Source organism: Nioella ostreopsis (assembly GCF_004000255.1).
Taxonomy (GTDB): Bacteria; Pseudomonadota; Alphaproteobacteria; order Rhodobacterales; family Rhodobacteraceae; genus Nioella; species Nioella ostreopsis.
The window spans coordinates 1-20,864 of sequence record NZ_RCIQ01000036.1; the positions used below are offsets into that span (position 1 = coordinate 1).

Consider the following 20,864-nt stretch of genomic DNA (forward strand, 5'->3'; position numbering starts at 1 on the left):
CAATCCTCAAGCGCCGCTAGCCATTAATGAGTGCGTGACCTAGACTGCCGCACGGTATTTGAGACAGGAGATTTCCCATGCGCCTTCGAGGAGTGAACCGCAGCCGCAATGTGATCGACAGGCGCGGCAGGGGTGGCCGGGCCGCGGGTGGCATCGGTGGCGTGGGGCTGTTGGTGGTGCTGGCCATCGGTTACTTTACCGGAGTGGATGTGACGGGCCTGCTGGATCAGGCGGCCCCGTCGCAGCAATCGACTGAATCGCGCGATCTGAGCGAGGCAGAGGAGCAGGCAGGTGATTTCGTTGCGCGGGTGCTGACCACGACGGAAACCGTCTGGACCGATGTCTTCCCCGACCAGCTTGGCCGCAGCTACCGCGCCCCTCAGCTGGTGCTGTTCAGTGAGGTCACGCAAAGCGGCTGCGGCGGGGCGTCCGGCTCATCCGGGCCGTTCTACTGCCCGGCCGATCAGCGCGCCTATCTGGATACCGCGTTTTTCGGCTTCATGGCGCAGCGGCTTGGGGCAGGGGGCGATTTTGCCGCCGCCTATGTGATTGCCCATGAGGTCGCCCATCACATCCAGAACGAGCTTGGCATTCTGGGGCAAGTCCACCAGCTGCGCGCCACGATGAGCGAGCGCGAGTCGAATGCCTTGCAGGTGCGGGTGGAGCTTCAGGCCGACTGCCTGTCCGGGGTCTGGGCCTATCACGTGTCGGATCTGCTGGAGACCGGCGATGTGGAAGAGGCGCTGAACGCCGCCGAACGGATCGGGGATGATTACCTGCAGGCCCGTGCCGGTCGGCAGCCCAACCCGCACACGTTTACCCACGGCACCTCTGCACAGCGGATGCGGTGGTTCCATAACGGTCGTGCGTCTGGCGCAGTGGCGGATTGCGATACGTTCAGCGCCGCGCAGTTATAGGCGCGTCAGAGCGTCATTCCAAAACGGTAGAACCCGTTCGGGGCGGGCCCGAGCGGGCGCAGGCCCAAAGCCGCCGCGCGGTCGGAATGCGTCAATGCGCCGGGTCCGGTGTCGTAGGTGACGTCCGTCCGGCCCAAGGGCGCGAAACGCCATGTCAGTTCTGCGCGCGGATGGATCGGAGAGGTGTCGCCGATATGGTCTGCCAGCAATTTGCGCACCGCAAGCGGGCTTTGCAGCACAGTCTCGCCCCGCGCCGCTGCCGGATGGTGCCCACCCCCCGCCGCGCGATAGCTGTTGGTGACGACCAGGAACTCATCCGTGCCTGTCACGTTGCGGCCCTTGTAGCGCAAGTCCCGGATGCGGCCCGGGCCGGGGAAGACCTGCTCCCCATCTGCCGAGAAGCGCGCGGGTTGTGAAACGTCGATGGCATAGCTTAGCCCGAACAGCACATCGAAATTGTAGCTGGAAAAGCCGGGGTCGAGCAGCGCCTGTCCCGGCGCGCCGGGGGTGATCTGCAGAAAGGCGCTGGCGCTGCGTTCCAGCCAGTCGGTCAGGTCGGCGCCGGTCACGCGCAGCACCTGTAACGTATTGGGAAAGGCGTAGAGATCGGCTGCGTTCCTGATGGTCAGGGGGCCTTCGGGAATATCAGTGTAGTATCCCGGCCCGCCACGCCCACCGCCCTTGAACGGGGCCACCGCGGACAAAAGGGGAAGACCGGCCAGCGGGTGCCCTTCCAGCGCGCGGCTGGCATGGGTCAGGGTTGCCTCTGCCATGAAGGCGAGCGTCGGGCTGTCCCCGGCCAGCGCGAAATAGGTTTCCAGCGGTGCACGGGTTTCCCCGATTGGCCGTCTTGTGTGGACGAGTGTCTGTTCGTGGCTGTCTTCCGACAGGGACAGGATGGCAGGGGAAGCCGGAACCGGCCCCGCCTTTGGCAAAACCGGATGAAGGCAGGAGGAGGCATCGTTGATCTGCCAGCCGTCCCGGTGGATCAGGTCGAGCGTGATCTGCCCCAAATGCGATCCGAAAAAGCCCGGCTGCACGACGGGCACGCCATGGATCAGCCCGTTGTTCGAGCCGTCGGGCCAGACCCGATGCGTGTGCCCCGCGACGATGACATCCACCGCGCCCGAGGCGGCCAGGGGCAGCAGGGCGTTTTCCAGATCGGGCGCATCCTGCTCTGGTCCCTGCCCGGAATGGCACAGCGCGACGACCAGATCGGCCCCGGCTTTGCGCAGGGCCTTAGCCTCGGCTGTTGCGGTCTCGACAATCGGGTATGTCCTGACCTTCCCGGTCAAAAGCGTGCTGTCCCATTTCGTGATCTGCGGCGGTGTCAGACCGATGACGCCAATGCGAAGACTTTCGGTGCCGCCATCGGTGCTGTGCAGAACCCGGTCCAGGATGACAGAGCGGGGCATCAGGGATGTGCCATCGGCCCGGTCGACATTGGCGAGCACAACGGGGAAATCCGCACTTTCAACGGCCGCCTCCAGAAACGGCAGCCCGTAGTTGAAATCATGGTTGCCCACAGTCGCGGCGTCATAGCCCATCTGGTTCATTGCGGCGATCATCGGGTGCGGGGCGGTCAGGCCCCGTTCCTGCGCCACATCCCCCAGGGGGGTGCCCTGAAGCGTATCGCCATTGTCGAAGAGCACACAGTTCGGCTCCGCCGCCCGCAGCCTGTCGACCAGCGTTTCGATACGGGCCAGGCAGGGGTCATCCGCCTCGTTGTCGAGATAGTAGTTGTACGGGCGCAGGTTCGCGTGCAGGTCGGTTGTCGCCAGCAGCACGAGCCGCAACTGCCGTCCCTCTGCCGGAATGGCTGGCCGGTCTGTCTCAGTCCGCATGAGAATTCTTTTCTGGTCGTCCTGTCCTCGGACCAATTAGACCAACTGGCCCGGAAATTACCAGCGACCCGCGGATACGGATTTCCGGTTTGCGCCTGTTTCCCGCATCTGCGACATTCCTGCCATAGCGGCCTTAAAAAAGATTAACGGATTCAGTCGGAAAGCAGGGACATGAAGCTAGCGGAAACAGTCACCTTCGGAGGCTCGGGCCTGGATCGTTCAGCCCTGATGCGCGCGGATGAGGCCGGGCTTGCTGCGGCGCTGGAGGACGGGCGCGGCAGCGTGCTGCCCATCTGGCGCGGCAAGCCGCTGATGGAAGAACACGACTGCGGCATGCGGCTCGTCTGGGTGCATGGCAACCATCCCATGCTGGCCGATGCACCCGCAGAACGGTTGTTTCTGGGCGATGATGACGGGGCGTTGCGCTTTGCCGCCGATATCTCGCGATGGCAACCGGATGATCTGGATGCGGACCAGCTGAATTCTTTCGCGGATCAGAGCTTGCAGGCTCATCCCACGGCATCAGACGGCCAGCTGTTCCGGGAACTGCGCCTTGCCATGACCCTGCTGACCGCGCGTGACGCGGAACTCGCGGCAACCGCCAAGGCCATGCTCAGCTGGCACCGGTCGCACCGGTTCTGTGCCCGCTGCGGCACCGAAAGCCGGATGTCCCAGGCGGGGTGGCAACGGACCTGTCCAGAATGCAGCGCACATCACTTCCCGCGCACCGACCCGGTGGTGATCATGCTGATCACCCATGGCAACGACCTGCTGCTTGGCCGCTCGCCGGGCTGGCCCGAGGGGATGTATTCGCTTCTGGCGGGCTTCATCGAGCCGGGCGAGACGATGGAGGCCGCCGTACGCCGCGAGGTGGCGGAGGAAACGGCGGTGCGGGTGGGCCATGTGGATTACCTCGCCAGCCAGCCCTGGCCCTATCCGTCTTCGCTGATGTTCGGCTGCCGGGGCGAGGCGCTGAGCCGCGAGATCACCATCGACCCGGCAGAGCTGGAAGACGCCCTGTGGATCAGCCGGGAAGAGCTGGCCGAGGCCCTTGCAGGCCGTCATCCCACCCTGCTTCCGGCCCGAAAAGGAGCGATTGCACAGTTTCTTATGGAAAACTGGCTTGCGGACAGGCTGGACTGACGGGCAAACATATACGGACTGACGATTGTAACGGGGACGGACCAGTATGATTTTCGAGACCAGAGAGGACGTTGACGTCCCCCGCGATTTCGCGTTCAGCCGCTTTGCCGATTTCACCCGCTACGAGGCGTCCGCCCGCCAGTATGGGGCCGATATCCGCCGGGTGAACGGGTTTACCGAGATCGCAGAGGGCTGTTCCTGGCGCGGATCGGCGGTTGTGCGCGGCAAGGCGCGCGGGGTGGAGGCTGTCATCACCCGGCTGAACCGCCCGGAACACGCACAGATGAAAACCACCGTTGGTGGCATGACCGTCGACGTGGATCTCTATTTCGAAGAACTGGGGCCGGAAAAGACCGAAGTGCGGGTGACCGCTCACCTGAAGGCAACCACGCTGGCCGCGCGCCTGATCCTTCAGACGGTCAAGCTGGCGCGCCGCCAGGTGCAGGGCAAAATCGATTCGCGGATCGTGGCCCTGGCCAACGAGTATGAGGATGAATACCGCCGCCAGCAGGGGCGCGGATAGGCCTCAGTCGCGCAGCCGGTCCGCCGGGTAGGTGCCCAGAATGTGCAGATGCGAGGTGAAGTATTTCAGCTCGTCCATCGCCAGTTGCACATTGTGGTCATCCGGGTGGCCCTCGATATCGGCATAGAACTGCGTCGCGGTGAAGCTGCCGCCGACCATGTAGCTTTCCAGCTTGGTCATGTTCACGCCATTCGTGGCGAAGCCGCCCATGGCCTTGTAAAGCGCCGCTGGAATGTTGCGGACCTGGAAGACGAAGGTGGTCATCATGTGATCGGCGCGGCGGGTCATGTCCGGCTGCTGCGACATGATCAGGAATCGCGTGGTGTTCTGGTCATGATCCTCGATATGACGTGCCAGAACGTCGAGCCCGTAGATTTCGCCCGCCAGCTCCGAGGCCAGTGCCGCATGGGCCGGATTGCCCTTTTCCGCGATGTCACGCGCGGCGCGGGCATTGTCGGGGCTGACGCGGCCCTTGATCTGGTGCTTGCGCAGGAACCCCGCGCATTGCGGCAACAGCACCAAATGGCTCCATGCATCGGTGATATCGGCAATGGAACTGCCGCGCACGCCAAGCAGGTTGATATGCACCCGCACGAAAGCCTCGTCGACGATATGAAGCCCGCTATCGGGCAACAGGCGGTGGATATCGGCCACCCGGCCATAGGTGGAGTTTTCCACCGGCAGCATCGCCTCCACGGCTTTCCCGTTGCGAACAGCCTCCATCACATCCTCGAAGGTGGCGCATGGCAGGGCCTCCAGATGCGGGCGAGCCTGGTGGCAGGCCTGATGCGAGTAGGCTCCGGGTTCTCCCTGAAAGGCGATACGAGCGGTCATTTGACTGACTTTCTTCAACAAGGGCGTTCTGTCGCGCTGACTACACCTTGCAAGCCGGGCATGAAAGCCGGTAGATACCCGCCAACGCGAAATGTGGATGGGATAACCATGTTTGACACGATGACCCTCACCAAGGCCGTTGGCGGCGTCTGCGCAGCCTGGCTTGTTCTGCTTCTTGGCGGTTGGGCTGCTGACGGCCTGTATAGCGTCGGTGGCGGACACGATGCTCATGGCGAACATCTCGCCGGATATGTGATCGACACCGGCGACGGCGATCACGCAGAAGAGGAAGAGGTGGAGGCAGTGCCCTTCTCCGAATACCTCGCCGCCGCTGATCCTGCCGATGGCGAGGGCGCTTTCCGCGCCTGCCGCAGCTGCCATTCGGTCGAACCGGGTGTCGATGGCACCGGGCCCTCGCTTTATGGCGTCGTTGGCCGCGATATCGGGTCTGAACCCAACCACAGCTACAGCGACACGCTGACCTCCCTGGAGGGCAACTGGACGCCTGAGGCGCTGAACGGCTTCCTCGAAAACCCGCGCGCCTATGCGCCGGGCACCGCCATGTCCTATGCGGGCATGCGTGACGTGGAAGACCGCGCCGCAATGGTCGCCTACCTGGATTCTCTGGACGACTGATTCGTCCCAGATGCGCAGAATTTGGCCGCCTTCGGGGCGGCCTTTTTCTTTTCCGGGTCACGAAAATGTAATTCGCCTTGAACGAAGACAGGGCTGGTCCTTAGGGTAGTTGCACCCATAACTATACCAAGCAGGATATCCACAGTGGAGCGCAGCATGACCCGAACCCGCCAAGCGACCCGACCCACCGTTTCCTGGTGGATGGCCTTGCCCCTGCTGGCCGCATCGGTTCTGGCCACCCCCGGTTTCTCGCAGGACGGTGACCTGATCGTCACCCACGGTGTCTCGACCTTCGGCGATCTGCGCTATGGCCCCGATTTCGAGCATCTGGACTATGTGAATCCCGACGCACCCCAAGGCGGAGAGTTTTCATTCGCATGGTCCGGATCGTTCGATTCGTTGCACCCCTATACCCGGCAGGGGCGCCCGGCGCTTCTGGCCTCGATCTTCTTCGAGTCGATGCTGGAGGGCACGTCGGACGAGATCGGCAGTTCCTACTGCCTTCTTTGCGAAAGCATCGCCTACCCCGAGGACCGGTCCTACGTGATTTTCACCCTGCGCGAGGAAGCGCGGTTTTCCGACGGCACACCCGTTACCGCCGATGACGTTGTGTTCAGCTATGAAATCCTGCGCGACGAGGGGCTGCCGTCCTTCCGCGCCTCGATCGGGCTGACCATTGCCGGGGCGGAAGCTCTGGATGATCGCCGCGTGCGTTTCGATTTCAACCCCGAGGCCCCTCTGCGCGGCCGCATTGACAATGCCGGTGGACTGCCGGTTTTCAGCCGCGCCAGCCATGAAGCATCCGGGCTGGATTTCGATGAAAGCCGGTTGGAGCCGTTGGTGGGCTCGGGCCCTTACGTCGTTGGACGTATCGAGGTGGGCGAGCGGACCGTCTTCCGCCGCAATCCCGATTACTGGGGCAATGATTTGCCAATCAATCAGGGCCGTCACAACTACGATGCGATCCGAATCGAGTATTACGGCGACGCGATTGCCGCATTCGAAGGCTTCACGGCGGGCCAATATACCTTCCGTCAGGAAAGTAGTTCCGCGCAATGGGCCACGGCCTATGACTTCCCCAAGCTGCAACAGGGGCTGGTCGTACGAGAAGAAATCCCGGACGGAACCATTTCTTCTGGCCAGAGCTTCGTGATGAACCTGCGCCGCCCGCAGTTTCAGGACGTGCGCGTGCGCGAGGCCATTTCGCTGATGTTCAACTTCGAATGGACGAACCAGACTCTTTTCTACGGTCTCTACACGCCGAACGTGTCGTTCTGGGAAAACACCGAACTGTCCGCGACCGGCATGCCCTCTGACGGGGAGCTTGCCCTGCTGGAACCGCTGGCCGACATGCTGCGCCCCGAGGTGTTGAGCGAGCCGGTCTATACAATTGAGCCCGCGAACCCGGACCGGTCCTTCGACCGCCGCCGCGCACGGCAGGCGCTGGCGCTGCTGGAAGAGGCCGGGTGGGTGCCCGGTGATGATGGCATGCTGCGCAACGCGGCAGGCGAAACATTGGAAATCGAGTTTCTCAATGCCAGCCCGCTCTTTGACCGGATCATCAACCCCTATGTAGAAAACCTTCAGGCCATCGGCATTGATGCGCGCCTGAACCGGGTCGACAATGCCCAGTTCAGCCAGCGCGAACGGGACTATGATTTCGACATCATCACCGACCATTTCCCGATGAGCTATGAGCCCGGGTCTGGCCTGCGCCAGTATTTCGGGTCTGCCATGGCGAATGATTCCGTCTTCAACCCCGCAGGCGTGGCCGATCCGGCTGTGGATGCGCTGGTCGAGGCCGTTGTCGATGCGGAAACGCAAGAGGAGCTGAATGTCGCGGTCAGCGCGCTGGACCGCGTCCTTCGGTGGGAACGGTTCCGCGTCCCGCAGTGGTACAACCCCAACCACTGGGTGTCCTATTACGACATGTACCGCTATCCCGAGAACCTGCCGCCCTATTCGCTCGGCTTCCTCGATTTCTGGTGGATCGACCCGGATGCCGAGGCCGCCTTGCGCGACGCAGGAGCGTTCTAAGCCAACATGGGCGCCTATATTTTCAGACGGCTGTTGCTGATGATTCCGACGCTGATCGGGATCATGGTGATCAACTTCGCGCTGGTGCAATTCGTGCCCGGTGGCCCGATTGACCAGATCATGGCCGAGTTGGAGGGCGAAGGCGATGTCTTTGCCGGTATCTCTGGCGGCGGGGCAGAGGCCGGAGGCGCAGAGCTTGGGGGCGAGGACAATTACCTTGGTGCCCGGGGTCTGCCACCCGATTTCATCGCCGAGCTTGAGGTGGAATTCCACTTCGCCCGGATTGTCTGCGAAGACGGCTATGGCGGTGAACCCGATATCGAGGCCGAAGAATGCACGACCGAGGATATCCCGGCGCTGGAACGCTTCTTCCTGATGATGTGGGATTACCTGCGCTTCGATTTCGGAGAAAGCTATTTCCGCTCTATCTCGGTCGTTGATCTGGTGCTGGAAAAGATGCCCGTCTCGATCACGCTTGGCCTGTGGTCCACGGTCATCGCCTATATCGTCTCGATCCCGCTTGGCATCCGCAAGGCGGTGAAGGACGGCAGCCGCTTCGACACCATAACCAGCGGCGTCATCATCGTGGCCTATGCGATCCCCGGCTTCCTGTTCGCGATCCTTCTGCTGGTCCTGTTCGCAGGCGGATCATACTGGCAATGGTTCCCGCTAAGGGGCCTCACGTCCGACAATTGGGAGGAGCTGAGCCTGATCGGCAGGGTGCTGGACTATTTCTGGCACATCACATTGCCGGTGCTGGCCTCGACCATTTCCGCCTTTGCGACGCTGACACTTTTAACCAAGAACAGCTTCTTGGACGAAATCAAGAAGCAATATGTCATGACCGCCAAGGCCAAGGGGCTGAGCGAGTCGCGCGTCCTCTACGGTCATATCTTCCGAAACGCCATGCTGATCGTGATCGCGGGCTTTCCGGCGGTGTTCGTGTCGGTCTTCTTCGGCGGGTCGCTGATTATTGAAACGATCTTTTCGCTCGACGGGTTGGGGCGGCTTGGCTTCGAGGCAGCGGTCAGCCGGGATTACCCGGTGATCTTCGGGACCCTCTTCGTCTTCGGGCTGATCGGGCTGGTCGTGGGGCTCTTCTCCGACCTCATGTATATCTGGATCGACCCCCGGATCGACTTTGAATCGAGGGAGACCTGAGCCATGGCGCTGATCCGTCTCTCTCCGCTCAACAAGCGCCGCTGGCGTAACTTCAAGGCCAATCGCCGGGCACTGTTCTCTTTGTGGGTGTTCGGCATCCTGTTTGTCCTGTCGCTCTTTGCCGAGCTTCTGGCCAATGACCGCCCGCTTCTGGTCAGCTATCGCGGTGACCTTTACACGCCGATCTTCACTTTCTACCCCGAGACGGAGTTCGGCGGGGATTTCCGAACCGAGGCTGTCTATCGGGATATCGAGGTGCAATGTCTGATCATATCCGGCGGCATCGACGATTGCTGGGATGACCCCGAAACGGTGATTGAGGCTGCCCGGAACGGGGCGCTGGAGGAAAGCGTTGAGGATTTCCATCGCGGCTGGCTGATCTGGCCGCCGGTGCCCTATAGCTACAACACCGTCAACGATATCGGCGGCGCGGCCCCGTCGGCGCCCGATGCCGACCACTGGCTTGGCACCGATGACACCGCGCGTGACGTGCTGGCGCGCGTCATCTATGGCTTCCGGCTGAGCGTGGCCTTTGCCCTGATCGTCACTTTCCTGACCTCGGTCATCGGCATCGCGGCAGGCGCCGTTCAGGGCTATTTCGGCGGGCTCATTGACCTGCTGTTCCAGCGGGTGATCGAGTTGTGGGGGGCGACCCCGAGCCTTTACATCATCATCATCGTGGCGGCGATCTTCCGGATGGATTTCTGGCTTCTGGTGTTCCTCATGACGCTCTTCGGCTGGACGGCGCTTGTGGGCGTGGTCAGGGCAGAATTCCTGCGGGCGCGGAATTTCGAATATGTCCGGGCAGCGCGCGCGCTTGGCGTGGGTAACGGCACGATCATGTTCCGCCATGTGCTGCCCAATGCAATGGTGGCGACGCTGACGATGCTGCCCTTCATCGTGACGGGCACCATCGGCTCTCTCGCCGCGCTCGACTTCCTCGGCTTCGGCCTGCCGTCCTCTGCCCCGTCGCTCGGGGAACTGACGTTGCAAGCCAAGAACAACCTTCAGGCCCCGTGGCTTGGCTTCACCGCCTTCACGGCCTTCGCCTTCATGCTGTCGCTGCTGGTCTTCATCTTTGAAGGCGTGCGCGATGCGTTTGACCCCAGAAAGACCTTCGAATGACGTTGCTTCAGGTCAGAAACCTGTCGGTGAGCTTCACCCAGGACGGCGCCACGACGGACGCCGTGAAGAATGTCAGCTTCGAGGTCGGCAAGGGTGAAACCGTGGCGCTGGTGGGAGAGTCAGGGTCAGGAAAATCGGTCACGGCCCTGTCCACGGTTTCGCTGCTGCCCGAAAGCGCCGAGGTGTCGGGTTCGGTTCGCTATGCGGGCGCCGAGATGATCAACGCACCGGAAGCAGAGCTGCGCCGGGTGAGGGGCAACGACATCAGTTTCATCTTTCAGGAGCCGATGACGTCACTGAACCCGTTGCACACGATCGAAAAGCAATTGGGAGAAAGCCTTGCCCTGCACCAGAACCTGACCGGTGCCGCCGCTGAAGCCCGCATTCTGGACCTGCTGCGCAAGGTGGGTATCCGAGACCCGGAAACACGCCTGCGCGCTTATCCGCACCAGTTGTCAGGCGGGCAGCGCCAGCGGGTGATGATCGCCATGGCACTGGCGAACGGGCCTGATCTGCTGGTGGCGGATGAACCCACCACAGCGCTCGACGTAACCATTCAGGCGCAGATCCTCGACCTGCTGGCCGATCTGAAGCGGTCCGAACGCATGAGCCTGCTGTTCATCACCCACGACCTCGGTATCGTCAGGCGCATCGCCGACAAGGTTTGCGTGATGCAGGGCGGCGAGATCGTGGAGGCTGGCCCGACGGAGGAGATCTTCGCCAACCCGCGGCACCCCTACACCCAGACCCTGCTTGCGGCTGAGCCATCGGGCGAACCCGACCCGGTGCCCGAGGGCGCAACCGAGATCGTTTCGACCGACAAGCTGCGTGTCTGGTTCCCGATCCAGCGCGGGTTGCTGCGCAAGACGGTGGGCCATGTGAAGGCGGTGAATGAGGCCACGATTTCCGTGCGTCAGGGCGAGACGCTCGGCGTTGTCGGAGAATCCGGCTCCGGCAAGACCACACTGGCGCTGGCAATCCTGCGGCTTTTGTCCTCGGAGGGCAGGATTTCCTTTCTAGGCAATGAGATACAAGGTTGGAACTCCACCCGCATCCGGCCTCTGCGCAAGGACATGCAGGTGGTGTTTCAAGACCCATACGGCTCGTTGTCCCCCCGCATGACGATCGAACAGATCGTGGCCGAAGGTCTGGGAGTCCACGAGATTTCGGGAAACCCCAACCGCTATGAACTGGTGGCCGATATCCTGACCGAGGTCGGGCTGGACCCCGCCATGATGCACCGCTACCCGCATGAGTTTTCCGGCGGCCAGCGGCAGCGCATCGCCATTGCCCGCGCGATGATCCTGAACCCGAAACTGGTGGTGCTGGACGAGCCGACCAGCGCGCTGGACATGACCGTGCAGGTGCAGATCGTCGACCTGCTGCGACGGCTGCAGAAACGGCACAACCTGGCCTATCTGTTCATCAGTCATGACCTGAAAGTTGTGCGCGCCCTCAGCCACAAGGTGATCGTCATGAAGCAGGGCGATATTGTCGAGTCCGGCACGAATGCCGAAATCTTCCGCAACCCGCGAACGGCCTACACGCGGGAGCTGATGGCAGCAGCCTTCGGGCAGACCCGCGTCTGAGGCGGGCCACCCGGTTCAGATGGCCGAGCTGTGGCCCTCTTCGCGCATCTCGTATTCATCGAAGGCGCGCGCGATCAGCCGGGTCAGCGCACGGCCTTCCTGCCGGACGTGAAAGCCTTTGGCATCCCATGTCACCATGGCGGGAAATGCCTGCTCTGCCGTGCGATACAGTGCCTCCAGCTGCTGATCTCCAATCCCGAAATCGCGGCGGATTTCGGCGCTGTTGATATGGAAATCGCACATCAGTGCCTCGATCAGCCTTGCGCGCAGGCGGTCCTCACCCTTGAAGCAATGGCCCCGTCCGGTTGCGAGTTCACCGGCGCGCACGGCCTTCTGATAGTCGGCGGTGCCAGAGGCATTCTGCGCGAAGCCCTGCGGGAACCTTGAAATCGCCGATGCGCCGAGGCCGATCAGCACGTCACAGGTGTCGTCGGTATAGCCCTGGAAATTGCGTCTCAGATGCCCGGTGCGCGCGGCCTTGGCCAGCCCGTCATCGGGTTTGGCGAAATGGTCGATGCCGATGTCCTGATAATTGTCCCACTTGAACAGGCGGCGGGCGGTTTCGAACAGTTCCAGCCGTTCTTCGGGTCGAGGCAGCGAATCCGTCGGGATCATGGCTTGCCGCCGCGCCATCCACGGCACATGCGCATAGCCGTAAAGCGCGACCCGGTCAGGCGAGAGCGACAGAAGCATCTGGACTGAATCCGAGATCCGCTTCTGGTTTTGATCAGGCAGGCCAAAGAGAATGTCGGCATTGAGCGATGCAATGCCACGCGCGCGCAGCTGTTCCACTGCATCGCGAGTGACCTCGTAGCTTTGGATGCGGCCGATGATCTTCTGAATGCCAGGGTCGAAATCCTGCACCCCGATCGAGGCGCGGTTCAGCCCGGCACCGGCCAGCGCGTCCAGCCGCGCGGCGTCGATCTCGTTGGGGTCGATCTCGACGGAAAATTCCATGCCGTCGGAATAGGGGAATGCCCGCGCCAGTTCTTCGGCCAGATCGGTGATCATGGCGTCAGACAGCAGCGTCGGGGTGCCCCCACCCCAATGCAGACGCGCGACCTCTACCCCTTCGGGCAGCATTGCGCCGATCTTGCGAATTTCCTGCTTCAACGTCTCCAGATAGGCGCGGACAGGTTCGTCGCTGCGCACACCCTGGGTGCGGCAGGCACAGAACCAGCACAGCCTGCGACAGAAGGGCACGTGCAAATACAATGAAACCCGCGTTCCGGCGGGTATTGTATTGATCCAGTCCGCGTACACGCCTGAATCCACGTCGTTCGAGAACTTCGTGGCAGGCGGATAGCTCGTATAACGCGGGACTTTAGCCTCGAAGAGTCCGAGGCGACGAAGTTGCGCAAGGTTTTCCATTGCGATAGCTTTAGGGGGCGCAGGACAGACTGTATTTGATCGAGATCAAATGTCGAAATTTCGAGCGGAGCTCAAGGAAACGCAAATGCCCAATCGATCGCTGGCCCTCTCGGAAATGACATGTGCGGATTGCCCGATCAGGCACCGCGCCGTTTGTGCCCGTTGCGAAAGCGATGAGCTCGAAAAACTTGACGCGATCAAGTATTACAGGCGTTTCGAGGCCGGGCAGACCATTGCCTGGGCCGGTGACAAGATGGATTTCGTGGCCTCTGTGGTCGAGGGGGTCGCCTCGCTTACCCAGACCATGGAAGACGGGCGTCGCCAGATGGTTGGCCTGCTTTTGCCAAGCGATTTCCTTGGCCGACCGAACCGCGAATCAGTGTCCTATGATGTGACCGCTGCGACTGATGTCATGTTGTGCTGTTTCCGTCGCGTCCCGTTTCAGGGATTGATCGAGGAAACACCTCATCTCAGCCAGCGGCTTCTGGAAATGACTCTAGATGAATTGGACGCGGCGCGGGAATGGATGCTGCTTTTGGGGCGCAAGACTGCCCGGGAAAAGATTGCGAGCTTCCTGTCGATTATCGCGCGGCGCGATGCGAGTTTGAAGAACTCGAAAAATGCGACCGAATTGGCGTTCGATTTGCCGCTGACTCGTGAGGCAATGGCCGACTATCTTGGCCTGACGCTGGAAACCGTGAGCCGCCAGATGTCCGCGCTGAAGCGCGATGGCGTGATCGAACTGAAGGGTAAGCGCCATATCATCGTGCCGGATGTCGAGGCGCTGATGGATGAAACCGGCGATGACGCGGATGGCGGCGTCTATATCTGACCGGATCCGGAAAATTCAGATGCTGGCGAAATCGGTGAAGATCTGACCGGGCGCGCGGGGCTTGTCGGCTGCAACGCGAACGCGGCGGTCGGAGGTGCGGGCGATGTCGGCAGTGGCGGGGCGCGGGCGGGGCTGGTGATGGGCGGTGCAGAACATGGGTTCGGGTCCTATGGGTTTGTGTTCGGGCTATACGACTCACTATAGTGTAGATTAGACACTTACACAACAGGAAATTCACACCGGCTTAATTTTGTTTTGATTTCAGGCTGTTGCCCAAAGGAAAAGGGGCACCCTGCGGATGCCCCTTCCACCGATGCAGCTGGATCGACGCAGCCTAGTGAGCCATCAGCACCGGAACTTCGGCCTGTTCCAGAAGATTGCGGGTTGCCCCACCCAGAATGGCCTCGCGGAAGCGGGAATGCCCGTATGCTCCCATAACCAGAAGTTCCGCGTTCTGGTCCGACAGGTGGCGCAGGATCATGTCAGACACGCGCGGCAGGGTCTTGGCGACAATCGAAACCTCGACCTTCACCCCATGGCGGTTCAGCATCTCGGACAGCTCACTGCCGGGGTCGGCGCTGTCGGTACTGTGGGTCTGCGGGTCGATGATCAGGATGTTGACCTCGCCGGCCGCAATCAACAGGGGCAGGGCCCGGCGCACCGCCGACATCGCCTCGGCGCTTTCGTTCCAGGCAATGACGACCTTGGAGGGCGTAGTGCCGGGCGCTGCGTCACCGGGCAGGACCATGACCGGGGCCTGGCCCTGGAACATGGCGGATTCCACGATCACCGGCGCATCCATCGTGCGGTTCGGCCCATAAGGTTTGGGAAGCATCACCAGATCGGCAAAGCGCGCCCGCCGTGCCACAAGCCCCGCGACCGTGGCGGTCTGGGCAATGACGGCATCGACACCCCAGCTGACCTCGGTCCGACCGAGCCGTTCGCGCACGGCGTCCTCGATCTCTTTCGCTTCGGATTGTGCATGCAAAAGGGTCTCTTCATGCATCATCGCGGTGGCGCCCGCAAAGTAATAGCCGGTCTGGGTCCGGTCGATGCCAAGGCAAAGCACATTCAGATGCGCCCCCTCGGCCCGAACGAAGGGCAGGGCGGCTTCCAGCACCGGCCCCACATCGGAAAGATCGGTGATGACGGTGAAAACGCTTTTATAGGCCATGATTGGTCCTCCGTGGCTGCTAATTTATCAATATCGTGCACAGCGCGGACACACATTGACCTGCATCAACAGGAACCTTCGTCAAACTTGACATGGATCAAGGCCCCAATGCTGCGGCTGCGCGATTTGGGGAGCAGATGGAACAGTCCCGGATGGCTTGAGTCGAGTCGGTACCGGGGCACGACGAAGGGACGATCGATGCTTGATTACGTAAAGCTACTGATCCTTGGCTTGGTTGCGGTGCTGGCCGCAATCGCGGCCAGTTATGCCCGGGACATGATCTATATGATCCATATGATCCTGGTCATGGTGACAGCAGCAGGGCTTTTCCTGTGGCAGCTGCGCCGCACAGATGAACCGGTTCCGGCTGCGGTACTGGAAGCAGAGTACATGGACGGCCCCGTGCGCGTCGGTGTGGCTCTGACCGCCTTCTGGGGCGTTGTGGGCTTCCTTGTGGGGGTCTTCATCGCATTTCAGCTGGCTTTCCCCGAGCTCAACTTCGAATGGGCGCAAGGGTATCTCAATTTCGGTCGCCTGCGCCCGCTGCATACGTCAGCGGTGATTTTCGCATTCGGCGGCACCGGCCTGCTGGCCTCGTCCTTCTACGTCGTGCAGCGGACCTCTGCCGCGCGCCTGTGGGGCGGCGGTCTGGCTTGGTTCGTGCTCTGGGGCTACCAGTTCTTCATCCTGCTGGCCGCAACGGCCTATGTTCTGGGTGGTTCGACCGGCCGTGAATATGCAGAACCGGAATGGTATATCGACCTGTGGCTGACCGTGGTCTGGGTGGCTTACCTGCTGCTCTTCGTCGGCACGCTGCTGAAGCGGAAGGAACCCCACATCTACGTGGCGAACTGGTTCTACCTCAGCTTCATCGTCACCGTTGCCATGCTGCATGTCGTGAACAACCTGGCCGTGCCGGTGTCGATCTGGGGATCGCGCTCCGTCTCGCTGATGTCGGGTGTTCAGGATGCCATGACCCAGTGGTGGTACGGCCACAACGCTGTGGGCTTCTTCCTGACTGCGGGCTTCCTGGGCATGATGTACTACTTCATTCCGAAGCAGGCTGAGCGTCCGGTTTACTCCTACAAGCTGTCGATCATCCACTTCTGGGCACTGATCTTCCTGTATATCTGGGCCGGTCCGCACCACCTGCACTACACCGCGCTGCCTGACTGGGCCTCGACCCTTGGCATGGTGTTCTCGGTCGTGCTGTGGATGCCCTCCTGGGGTGGCATGATCAACGGTCTGATGACGCTGTCTGGCGCATGGGACAAGCTGCGCACGGACCCGATCCTGCGGATGATGGTGACCTCGGTGGCTTTCTACGGGATGTCGACCTTCGAAGGCCCGATGATGTCGATCCGCGCGGTGAACTCGCTGTCGCACTACACCGACTGGACCATTGGTCACGTGCATTCCGGTGCGCTCGGCTGGAACGGGATGATCACCTTCGGGATGCTCTACTACCTGGTTCCCAAGCTCTGGGGCAAAGAACGCCTCTACAGCCTGCGGATGGTCAGCTGGCACTACTGGCTCGCCACCATCGGCATCGTGCTCTACGCGGCGTCCATGTGGGTGACCGGTATCATGGAAGGTCTGATGTGGCGTGAAGTCGACGCGCAAGGGTTCCTCGTGAACAGCTTCGCCGACACCGTGGCCGCCAAGTTCCCGATGTATGTGGTCCGTGGCCTGGGTGGGACGATGTTCCTCGGCGGTGCGCTGATCATGTCCTACAACCTCTGGATGACCGTGCGGAAGGGTACTGCCAAGGCAGACTCCACCGTTGCGGCACCCGCAGAATAAGGAGGGAACCAAGATGGCTTTTCTCGACGGACACAAGAAGATCGAGACCAACGCGACCCTCCTGCTGGTGCTGAGCCTTGGGGTGGTCACCGTCGGCGGTATCGTGGAAATCGCCCCCTTGTTCTACCTGGACAACACGATCGAGGAAGTGGAGGGCATGCGCCCCTACTCCCCGCTCGAACTGACCGGGCGCGAGATCTACATTCGCGAAGGGTGCTATGTCTGCCACAGCCAGATGATCCGTCCGATGCGGGACGAGGTGGAACGGTATGGGCACTATAGCCTCGCGGCAGAGTCCATGTATGACCACCCGTTCCAGTGGGGATCGAAGCGGACCGGGCCTGACCTTGCCCGCGTCGGTGGCCGCTACTCGGACGAATGGCATGTGGATCACTTCTCCGATCCGCAGTCGGTGGTGCCGGAATCGGTGATGCCGTCCTACGGCTACCTCGCCGAGACCGAGATCGAACCGGGCTATATCGCCGATCTCATGGCGACGCACCGGATCGTGGGTGTGCCTTACACTGACGACATGATCGAACAGGCGGCCTACGACTTTGTCGAACAGGCCACCGATTTCGGTGATGACGCGGTGGCGGAACGCTATCCCGGGGCGCAGGTGCGCGACTTTGACGGAAATCCGGCTGTGACCGAGATGGATGCACTGATCGCCTACATGCAGATGTTGGGTACGCTGGTCGATTTCTCGACCTTCACGCCCGACGAAAGCCGGTAATGGGGGCCTGACAGATGGAAGATACCTACACCATCATGCGGGTCTTCGCGGGAAGCTGGGGACTGGTTTTCATGTTCCTGGTCTTCGTCGTAGTGATCCTGTTCACCTTGCGGCCCGGTAGCCGCAAGGTGCACCAGGACACCGCGAACATCCCCTTCCGCCACGACGACAAGCCGGCCCGGGCGCCTTTGCCCGGCGCCCAGGACGCCCATCTTACGGAGGCGCGGCAATGACCGAACAGAACCATCCCGAAGAACAGATCCTGCAGGACGGCGATCCGGATACCACGGGCCACTCCTGGGACGGGATCAAGGAGTTCAACAACCCGCTGCCACGCTGGTGGCTGTGGACCTTCTACGCCTGTATCATCTGGGGCGTTGTCTATACCGTGCTCTACCCGGCCTGGCCATTGGTCAGTTCTGCGACATCCGGTGTTCTGGGGTACTCGACCCGCGGCGAAGTGGCTGCCGATATCGCGACCTTCGAAGAGATGAACGCCCCGATCCGTGCGCAGATCGAAGAGGTGGAGCTTGCGGCAATCACTGCCGATGAGAATCCCGACCTCTACAACTACGCAATCCAGGGCGGCGGCGCGATCTTCCGCACCTGGTGTGCGCAGTGCCACGGCTCTGGTGCGGCTGGTGCGATTGGCTATCCCAACCTGCTGGACGATGACTGGCTGTGGGGCGGCTCGATCGACGAGATCCACTACACCATCAGCCACGGCATCCGGAACGAGGACGATTTCGACGCGCGCTACTCCGAGATGACCGCCTTCGACGAGATCCTGTCGGATGAGGAAATCACAAGCGTGGTGCAGTATGTCCGCAACCTGTCGAACCAGGAGCATGATGCGACGCTGGCCGCCGCAGGCGAAGAGGTGTTCCTCAACAACTGCGCCGCATGCCACATGGATGACGGCACCGGCGACCGGTTCCTCGGCGCCCCCAACCTGACCGATGCCATCTGGCTCTATGGCGGGGACGAGGCATCGCTGGAGCACACCGTGCGCTTCGCCCGGTTCGGCGTCATGCCACCGTGGTCGGCGGAAGCCTCCGAGGCTGGCCGTCTGAGCGAAGCCGAAGTGCGCTCGGTCGCGGTCTACGTCCACTCTCTGGGCGGCGGGGAATAATCCCCGATCAAGAGATCCGAAGGCCCCTCCCGGCCTTCGGTTAACGGTGCCGGCCTTGGTCCTGTTCGCGCGTTTCCTACAGGGCCGGCACCGAAAAAGACAAGAGATCCCAAAGGCCCCTCCCGGCTGGCGGGACTGGTGTCGGCCCTGGTCCTGTTCGCGCGTTTCCTTCAGGGCCGACACCACAAGAGACAAGAGATCCGGAGGCCCCTCCCGGCCGATGGAAAGGGTGTCGGTTCTGGTCCTGTTCGCGCGTTTCCTGCAGAACCGACACCTCCCTTGTCCCGCGCGGCACCTATCATGACACCTTCTCTCTTGTGCAGGACGCAGCAATCCCGCGTGGGTTGATCCACCCGCAGGTCCGACCCCGTTGCGCTTGTCAAATGCCAACCTTTCCCTGAGGCCGGGTGTTGCGTTTCTACGGGTGAATTGTCGCAACAGACTGCAAAACCTATTCCGGCAACTCATCTTTTTTGCAGTGCAGCGGCGATTCTTGATCCACGTCAAAGTTTACAACCGCCCCCGCGCCTAAACACCTAGCAAGCCAAGGCAATTCGCACGCAAAGGGACGATCCCGTCATGAGTTCCACAGAACAACCGCAAAAGCTCTACGCCGCCCGTGAACCGGTCTTTCCCAAGCGCGTGAGTGGCAATTTCCGGAACCTCAAGTGGATCATCATGATCGTCACCCTGGGCATCTATTACCTGACGCCCTGGATTCGGTGGGACCGTGGTCCCTCGCTCCCTGATCAGGCGGTGCTGCTGGACCTCGCCAACCGCCGCTTCTTCTTCTTCTGGATCGAGATCTGGCCGCACGAATTCTACTTCGTCGCGGGCCTTTTGATCATGGCGGGCCTTGGCCTCTTCCTGTTCACCTCGGCACTTGGCCGGGTCTGGTGCGGCTATGCCTGCCCGCAAACCGTCTGGACCGACCTCTTCTACACTGTCGAACGCTGGATCGAGGGCGACCGCAACGCGCGCCTGCGCCTGTGGAAAGCCAAATGGGACGCCAAGAAGATTCGCCTCAGGGTCATCAAATACATCAGCTGGTTCCTGATCGCGGTCGCAACCGGCGGGGCCTGGGTGTTCTATTTCACTGATGCGCCGACGCTTCTGGGGGATCTGGTCACCTTCCAGGCGCCTTATGTGGTCTACGCCACCATTGGCATCCTGACCTTCACCACCTTCGTCTTCGGTGGCTTCATGCGCGAACAGGTCTGCATCTACATGTGCCCCTGGCCGCGCATTCAGGCCGCGATGATGGATGAGGACTCGATCACCGTTGCCTATCGCGAATGGCGTGGGGAACCGCGCGGCAAGCACCGCAAGGGCGCGGATGCCGACCAGCTTGGCGATTGCATCGACTGCATGGCCTGCGTCAATGTCTGCCCGGTGGGCATCGACATCCGCGATGGCCAGCAGCTGGAATGCATCACCTGCGCGCTCTGTATCGACGCCTGCGACGACATCATGGCCAAGATCGGCAAGCCGCGCGGCCTGATCGACTACATGGCACTGACCGACGAGGCCAACGAGCGCGCGGGCAACCCAAAAAAACCGGTGTGGCAGCACATCTTCCGCCTGCGCACCATCATCTACACCGTGCTCTGGTCGGCGATCGGCATCGGCCTGACCGTGATGCTGTTCATCCGGTCCGACATCGACATCACCGTATCGCCGGTGCGCAATCCGACCTACGTGACCCTCTCGGACGGCACAATCCGCAACACCTATGACGTGCGGATCCGCAACATGCAGCACGATGCAACGGACTTCCACATCTCGCTGACCTCGGACGAGATCCTGCGGGTGGAACTGGAGGGCACGGAAGAGTTGACCGTGACCGTGCCCGCCGACAGCACGCAGTTGCAGCGGGTCTATGTTCTGGCGCGGCCGGGTGATCCGGCAGCAAGCCTGGACCGCACCGATTTCCGCCTTTGGGTGGAAGACCAGAGTAGCGGCACACGGACCTTTGAGGACACCGTGTTCAACGGACGGGAGAACTGA

General features: G+C 61.7%; 19 protein-coding genes. 14 read left to right on the forward strand and 5 right to left on the reverse strand.

Annotated elements, in window-relative coordinates:
• The first annotated feature begins 77 nt into the window (after positions 1-77).
• The gene (gene ypfJ / locus EP237_RS21460) at positions 78-917 is read left to right on the forward strand and encodes a KPN_02809 family neutral zinc metallopeptidase (protein WP_127562877.1); all 840 of its coding nucleotides are present in this window, start codon (positions 78-80) and stop codon (positions 915-917) included.
• Positions 918-922: 5 nt separating this feature from the next.
• Here ypfJ and EP237_RS21465 read toward each other — a convergent pair whose 3' ends face one another.
• On the reverse strand, positions 923-2,761 hold the full coding sequence (locus tag EP237_RS21465) for a bifunctional 2',3'-cyclic-nucleotide 2'-phosphodiesterase/3'-nucleotidase (RefSeq protein ID WP_127562878.1): 1,839 nt from the start codon (positions 2,759-2,761) through the stop codon (positions 923-925).
• Between the two features lie 171 nt (positions 2,762-2,932).
• Here EP237_RS21465 and nudC point away from each other — a divergent pair, with 171 nt between their 5' ends.
• Both nudC and EP237_RS21475 read left to right on the forward strand, forming a co-directional pair.
• On the forward strand, positions 2,933-3,904 hold the full coding sequence (gene nudC, locus EP237_RS21470; protein ID WP_127562879.1) for an NAD(+) diphosphatase: 972 nt from the start codon (positions 2,933-2,935) through the stop codon (positions 3,902-3,904).
• 46 nt (positions 3,905-3,950) lie between these two features.
• Positions 3,951-4,427 carry an SRPBCC family protein gene (locus EP237_RS21475; RefSeq protein WP_127562880.1) on the forward strand — a complete coding sequence of 159 codons (477 nt, stop codon included), beginning with the start codon at positions 3,951-3,953 and terminating at the stop codon, positions 4,425-4,427.
• A 3-nt stretch (positions 4,428-4,430) separates the two neighbouring features.
• Here EP237_RS21475 and EP237_RS21480 read toward each other — a convergent pair whose 3' ends face one another.
• The gene (locus EP237_RS21480) at positions 4,431-5,261 is read right to left on the reverse strand and encodes a prephenate dehydratase (protein ID WP_127562881.1); all 831 of its coding nucleotides are present in this window, start codon (positions 5,259-5,261) and stop codon (positions 4,431-4,433) included.
• Positions 5,262-5,369: 108 nt separating this feature from the next.
• Between EP237_RS21480 and EP237_RS21485 the strand changes: the two genes are divergently transcribed.
• The 5 genes from EP237_RS21485 to EP237_RS21505 all read left to right on the forward strand — a co-directional run bounded on the left by EP237_RS21485 (position 5,370) and on the right by EP237_RS21505 (position 11,809).
• On the forward strand, positions 5,370-5,897 hold the full coding sequence (locus EP237_RS21485; RefSeq protein WP_127562882.1) for a c-type cytochrome: 528 nt from the start codon (positions 5,370-5,372) through the stop codon (positions 5,895-5,897).
• A gap of 156 nt (positions 5,898-6,053) precedes the next feature.
• On the forward strand, positions 6,054-7,934 hold the full coding sequence (locus tag EP237_RS21490) for an extracellular solute-binding protein (RefSeq protein ID WP_127562883.1): 1,881 nt from the start codon (positions 6,054-6,056) through the stop codon (positions 7,932-7,934).
• Between the two features lie 6 nt (positions 7,935-7,940).
• Positions 7,941-9,095 (forward strand): microcin C ABC transporter permease YejB, encoded by a 1,155-nt coding sequence (locus EP237_RS21495; RefSeq protein ID WP_127562884.1) that lies wholly within the window; start codon positions 7,941-7,943, stop codon positions 9,093-9,095.
• Between the two features lie 12 nt (positions 9,096-9,107).
• The gene (locus tag EP237_RS21500; RefSeq protein ID WP_127562900.1) at positions 9,108-10,220 is read left to right on the forward strand and encodes an ABC transporter permease; all 1,113 of its coding nucleotides are present in this window, start codon (positions 9,108-9,110) and stop codon (positions 10,218-10,220) included.
• Positions 10,217-11,809, forward strand: coding sequence for an ABC transporter ATP-binding protein (locus EP237_RS21505; protein ID WP_127562885.1), 1,593 nt, complete (start codon positions 10,217-10,219; stop codon positions 11,807-11,809). The genes EP237_RS21500 and EP237_RS21505 overlap by 4 nt, the downstream gene beginning before the upstream one ends.
• Before the next feature lie 15 nt (positions 11,810-11,824).
• Here EP237_RS21505 and hemN read toward each other — a convergent pair whose 3' ends face one another.
• Positions 11,825-13,180: an oxygen-independent coproporphyrinogen III oxidase gene (gene hemN / locus EP237_RS21510; protein WP_127562886.1), complete on the reverse strand. Its 1,356-nt coding sequence runs from the start codon at positions 13,178-13,180 to the stop codon at positions 11,825-11,827.
• Positions 13,181-13,265: 85 nt separating this feature from the next.
• Between hemN and fnrL the strand changes: the two genes are divergently transcribed.
• A complete protein-coding gene (gene fnrL, locus EP237_RS21515; RefSeq protein WP_127562887.1) occupies positions 13,266-14,012 on the forward strand; it encodes a transcriptional regulator FnrL in 747 nt (248 codons plus the stop codon).
• 15 nt (positions 14,013-14,027) lie between these two features.
• Here the strand turns inward: fnrL and EP237_RS23245 are convergent, their stop codons facing one another.
• Together EP237_RS23245 and EP237_RS21520 are read right to left on the reverse strand one after the other, a co-directional pair.
• Entirely contained in the window at positions 14,028-14,168 is a 141-nt protein-coding gene (locus tag EP237_RS23245; RefSeq protein WP_158514300.1) for a hypothetical protein, read from the reverse strand.
• A 178-nt stretch (positions 14,169-14,346) separates the two neighbouring features.
• Complete coding sequence (locus EP237_RS21520; protein WP_127562888.1) at positions 14,347-15,186, reverse strand: universal stress protein; 840 nt, start codon at positions 15,184-15,186, stop codon at positions 14,347-14,349.
• Between the two features lie 198 nt (positions 15,187-15,384).
• On the opposite strand from EP237_RS21520, the gene ccoN reads away from it, so the two are divergent.
• The 5 genes from ccoN to ccoG all read left to right on the forward strand — a co-directional run bounded on the left by ccoN (position 15,385) and on the right by ccoG (position 20,864).
• The gene (ccoN, locus tag EP237_RS21525; protein WP_127562889.1) at positions 15,385-16,989 is read left to right on the forward strand and encodes a cytochrome-c oxidase, cbb3-type subunit I; all 1,605 of its coding nucleotides are present in this window, start codon (positions 15,385-15,387) and stop codon (positions 16,987-16,989) included.
• 13 nt (positions 16,990-17,002) lie between these two features.
• Positions 17,003-17,725 (forward strand): cytochrome-c oxidase, cbb3-type subunit II, encoded by a 723-nt coding sequence (ccoO, locus tag EP237_RS21530; protein WP_127562890.1) that lies wholly within the window; start codon positions 17,003-17,005, stop codon positions 17,723-17,725.
• Between the two features lie 14 nt (positions 17,726-17,739).
• Positions 17,740-17,958 (forward strand): cbb3-type cytochrome c oxidase subunit 3, encoded by a 219-nt coding sequence (locus tag EP237_RS21535; RefSeq protein ID WP_127562891.1) that lies wholly within the window; start codon positions 17,740-17,742, stop codon positions 17,956-17,958.
• Complete coding sequence (ccoP, locus tag EP237_RS21540; RefSeq protein WP_127562892.1) at positions 17,955-18,857, forward strand: cytochrome-c oxidase, cbb3-type subunit III; 903 nt, start codon at positions 17,955-17,957, stop codon at positions 18,855-18,857. Before EP237_RS21535 ends, ccoP begins: the two co-directional genes overlap by 4 nt.
• A gap of 579 nt (positions 18,858-19,436) precedes the next feature.
• On the forward strand, positions 19,437-20,864 hold the full coding sequence (ccoG, locus tag EP237_RS21545; RefSeq protein WP_127562893.1) for a cytochrome c oxidase accessory protein CcoG: 1,428 nt from the start codon (positions 19,437-19,439) through the stop codon (positions 20,862-20,864).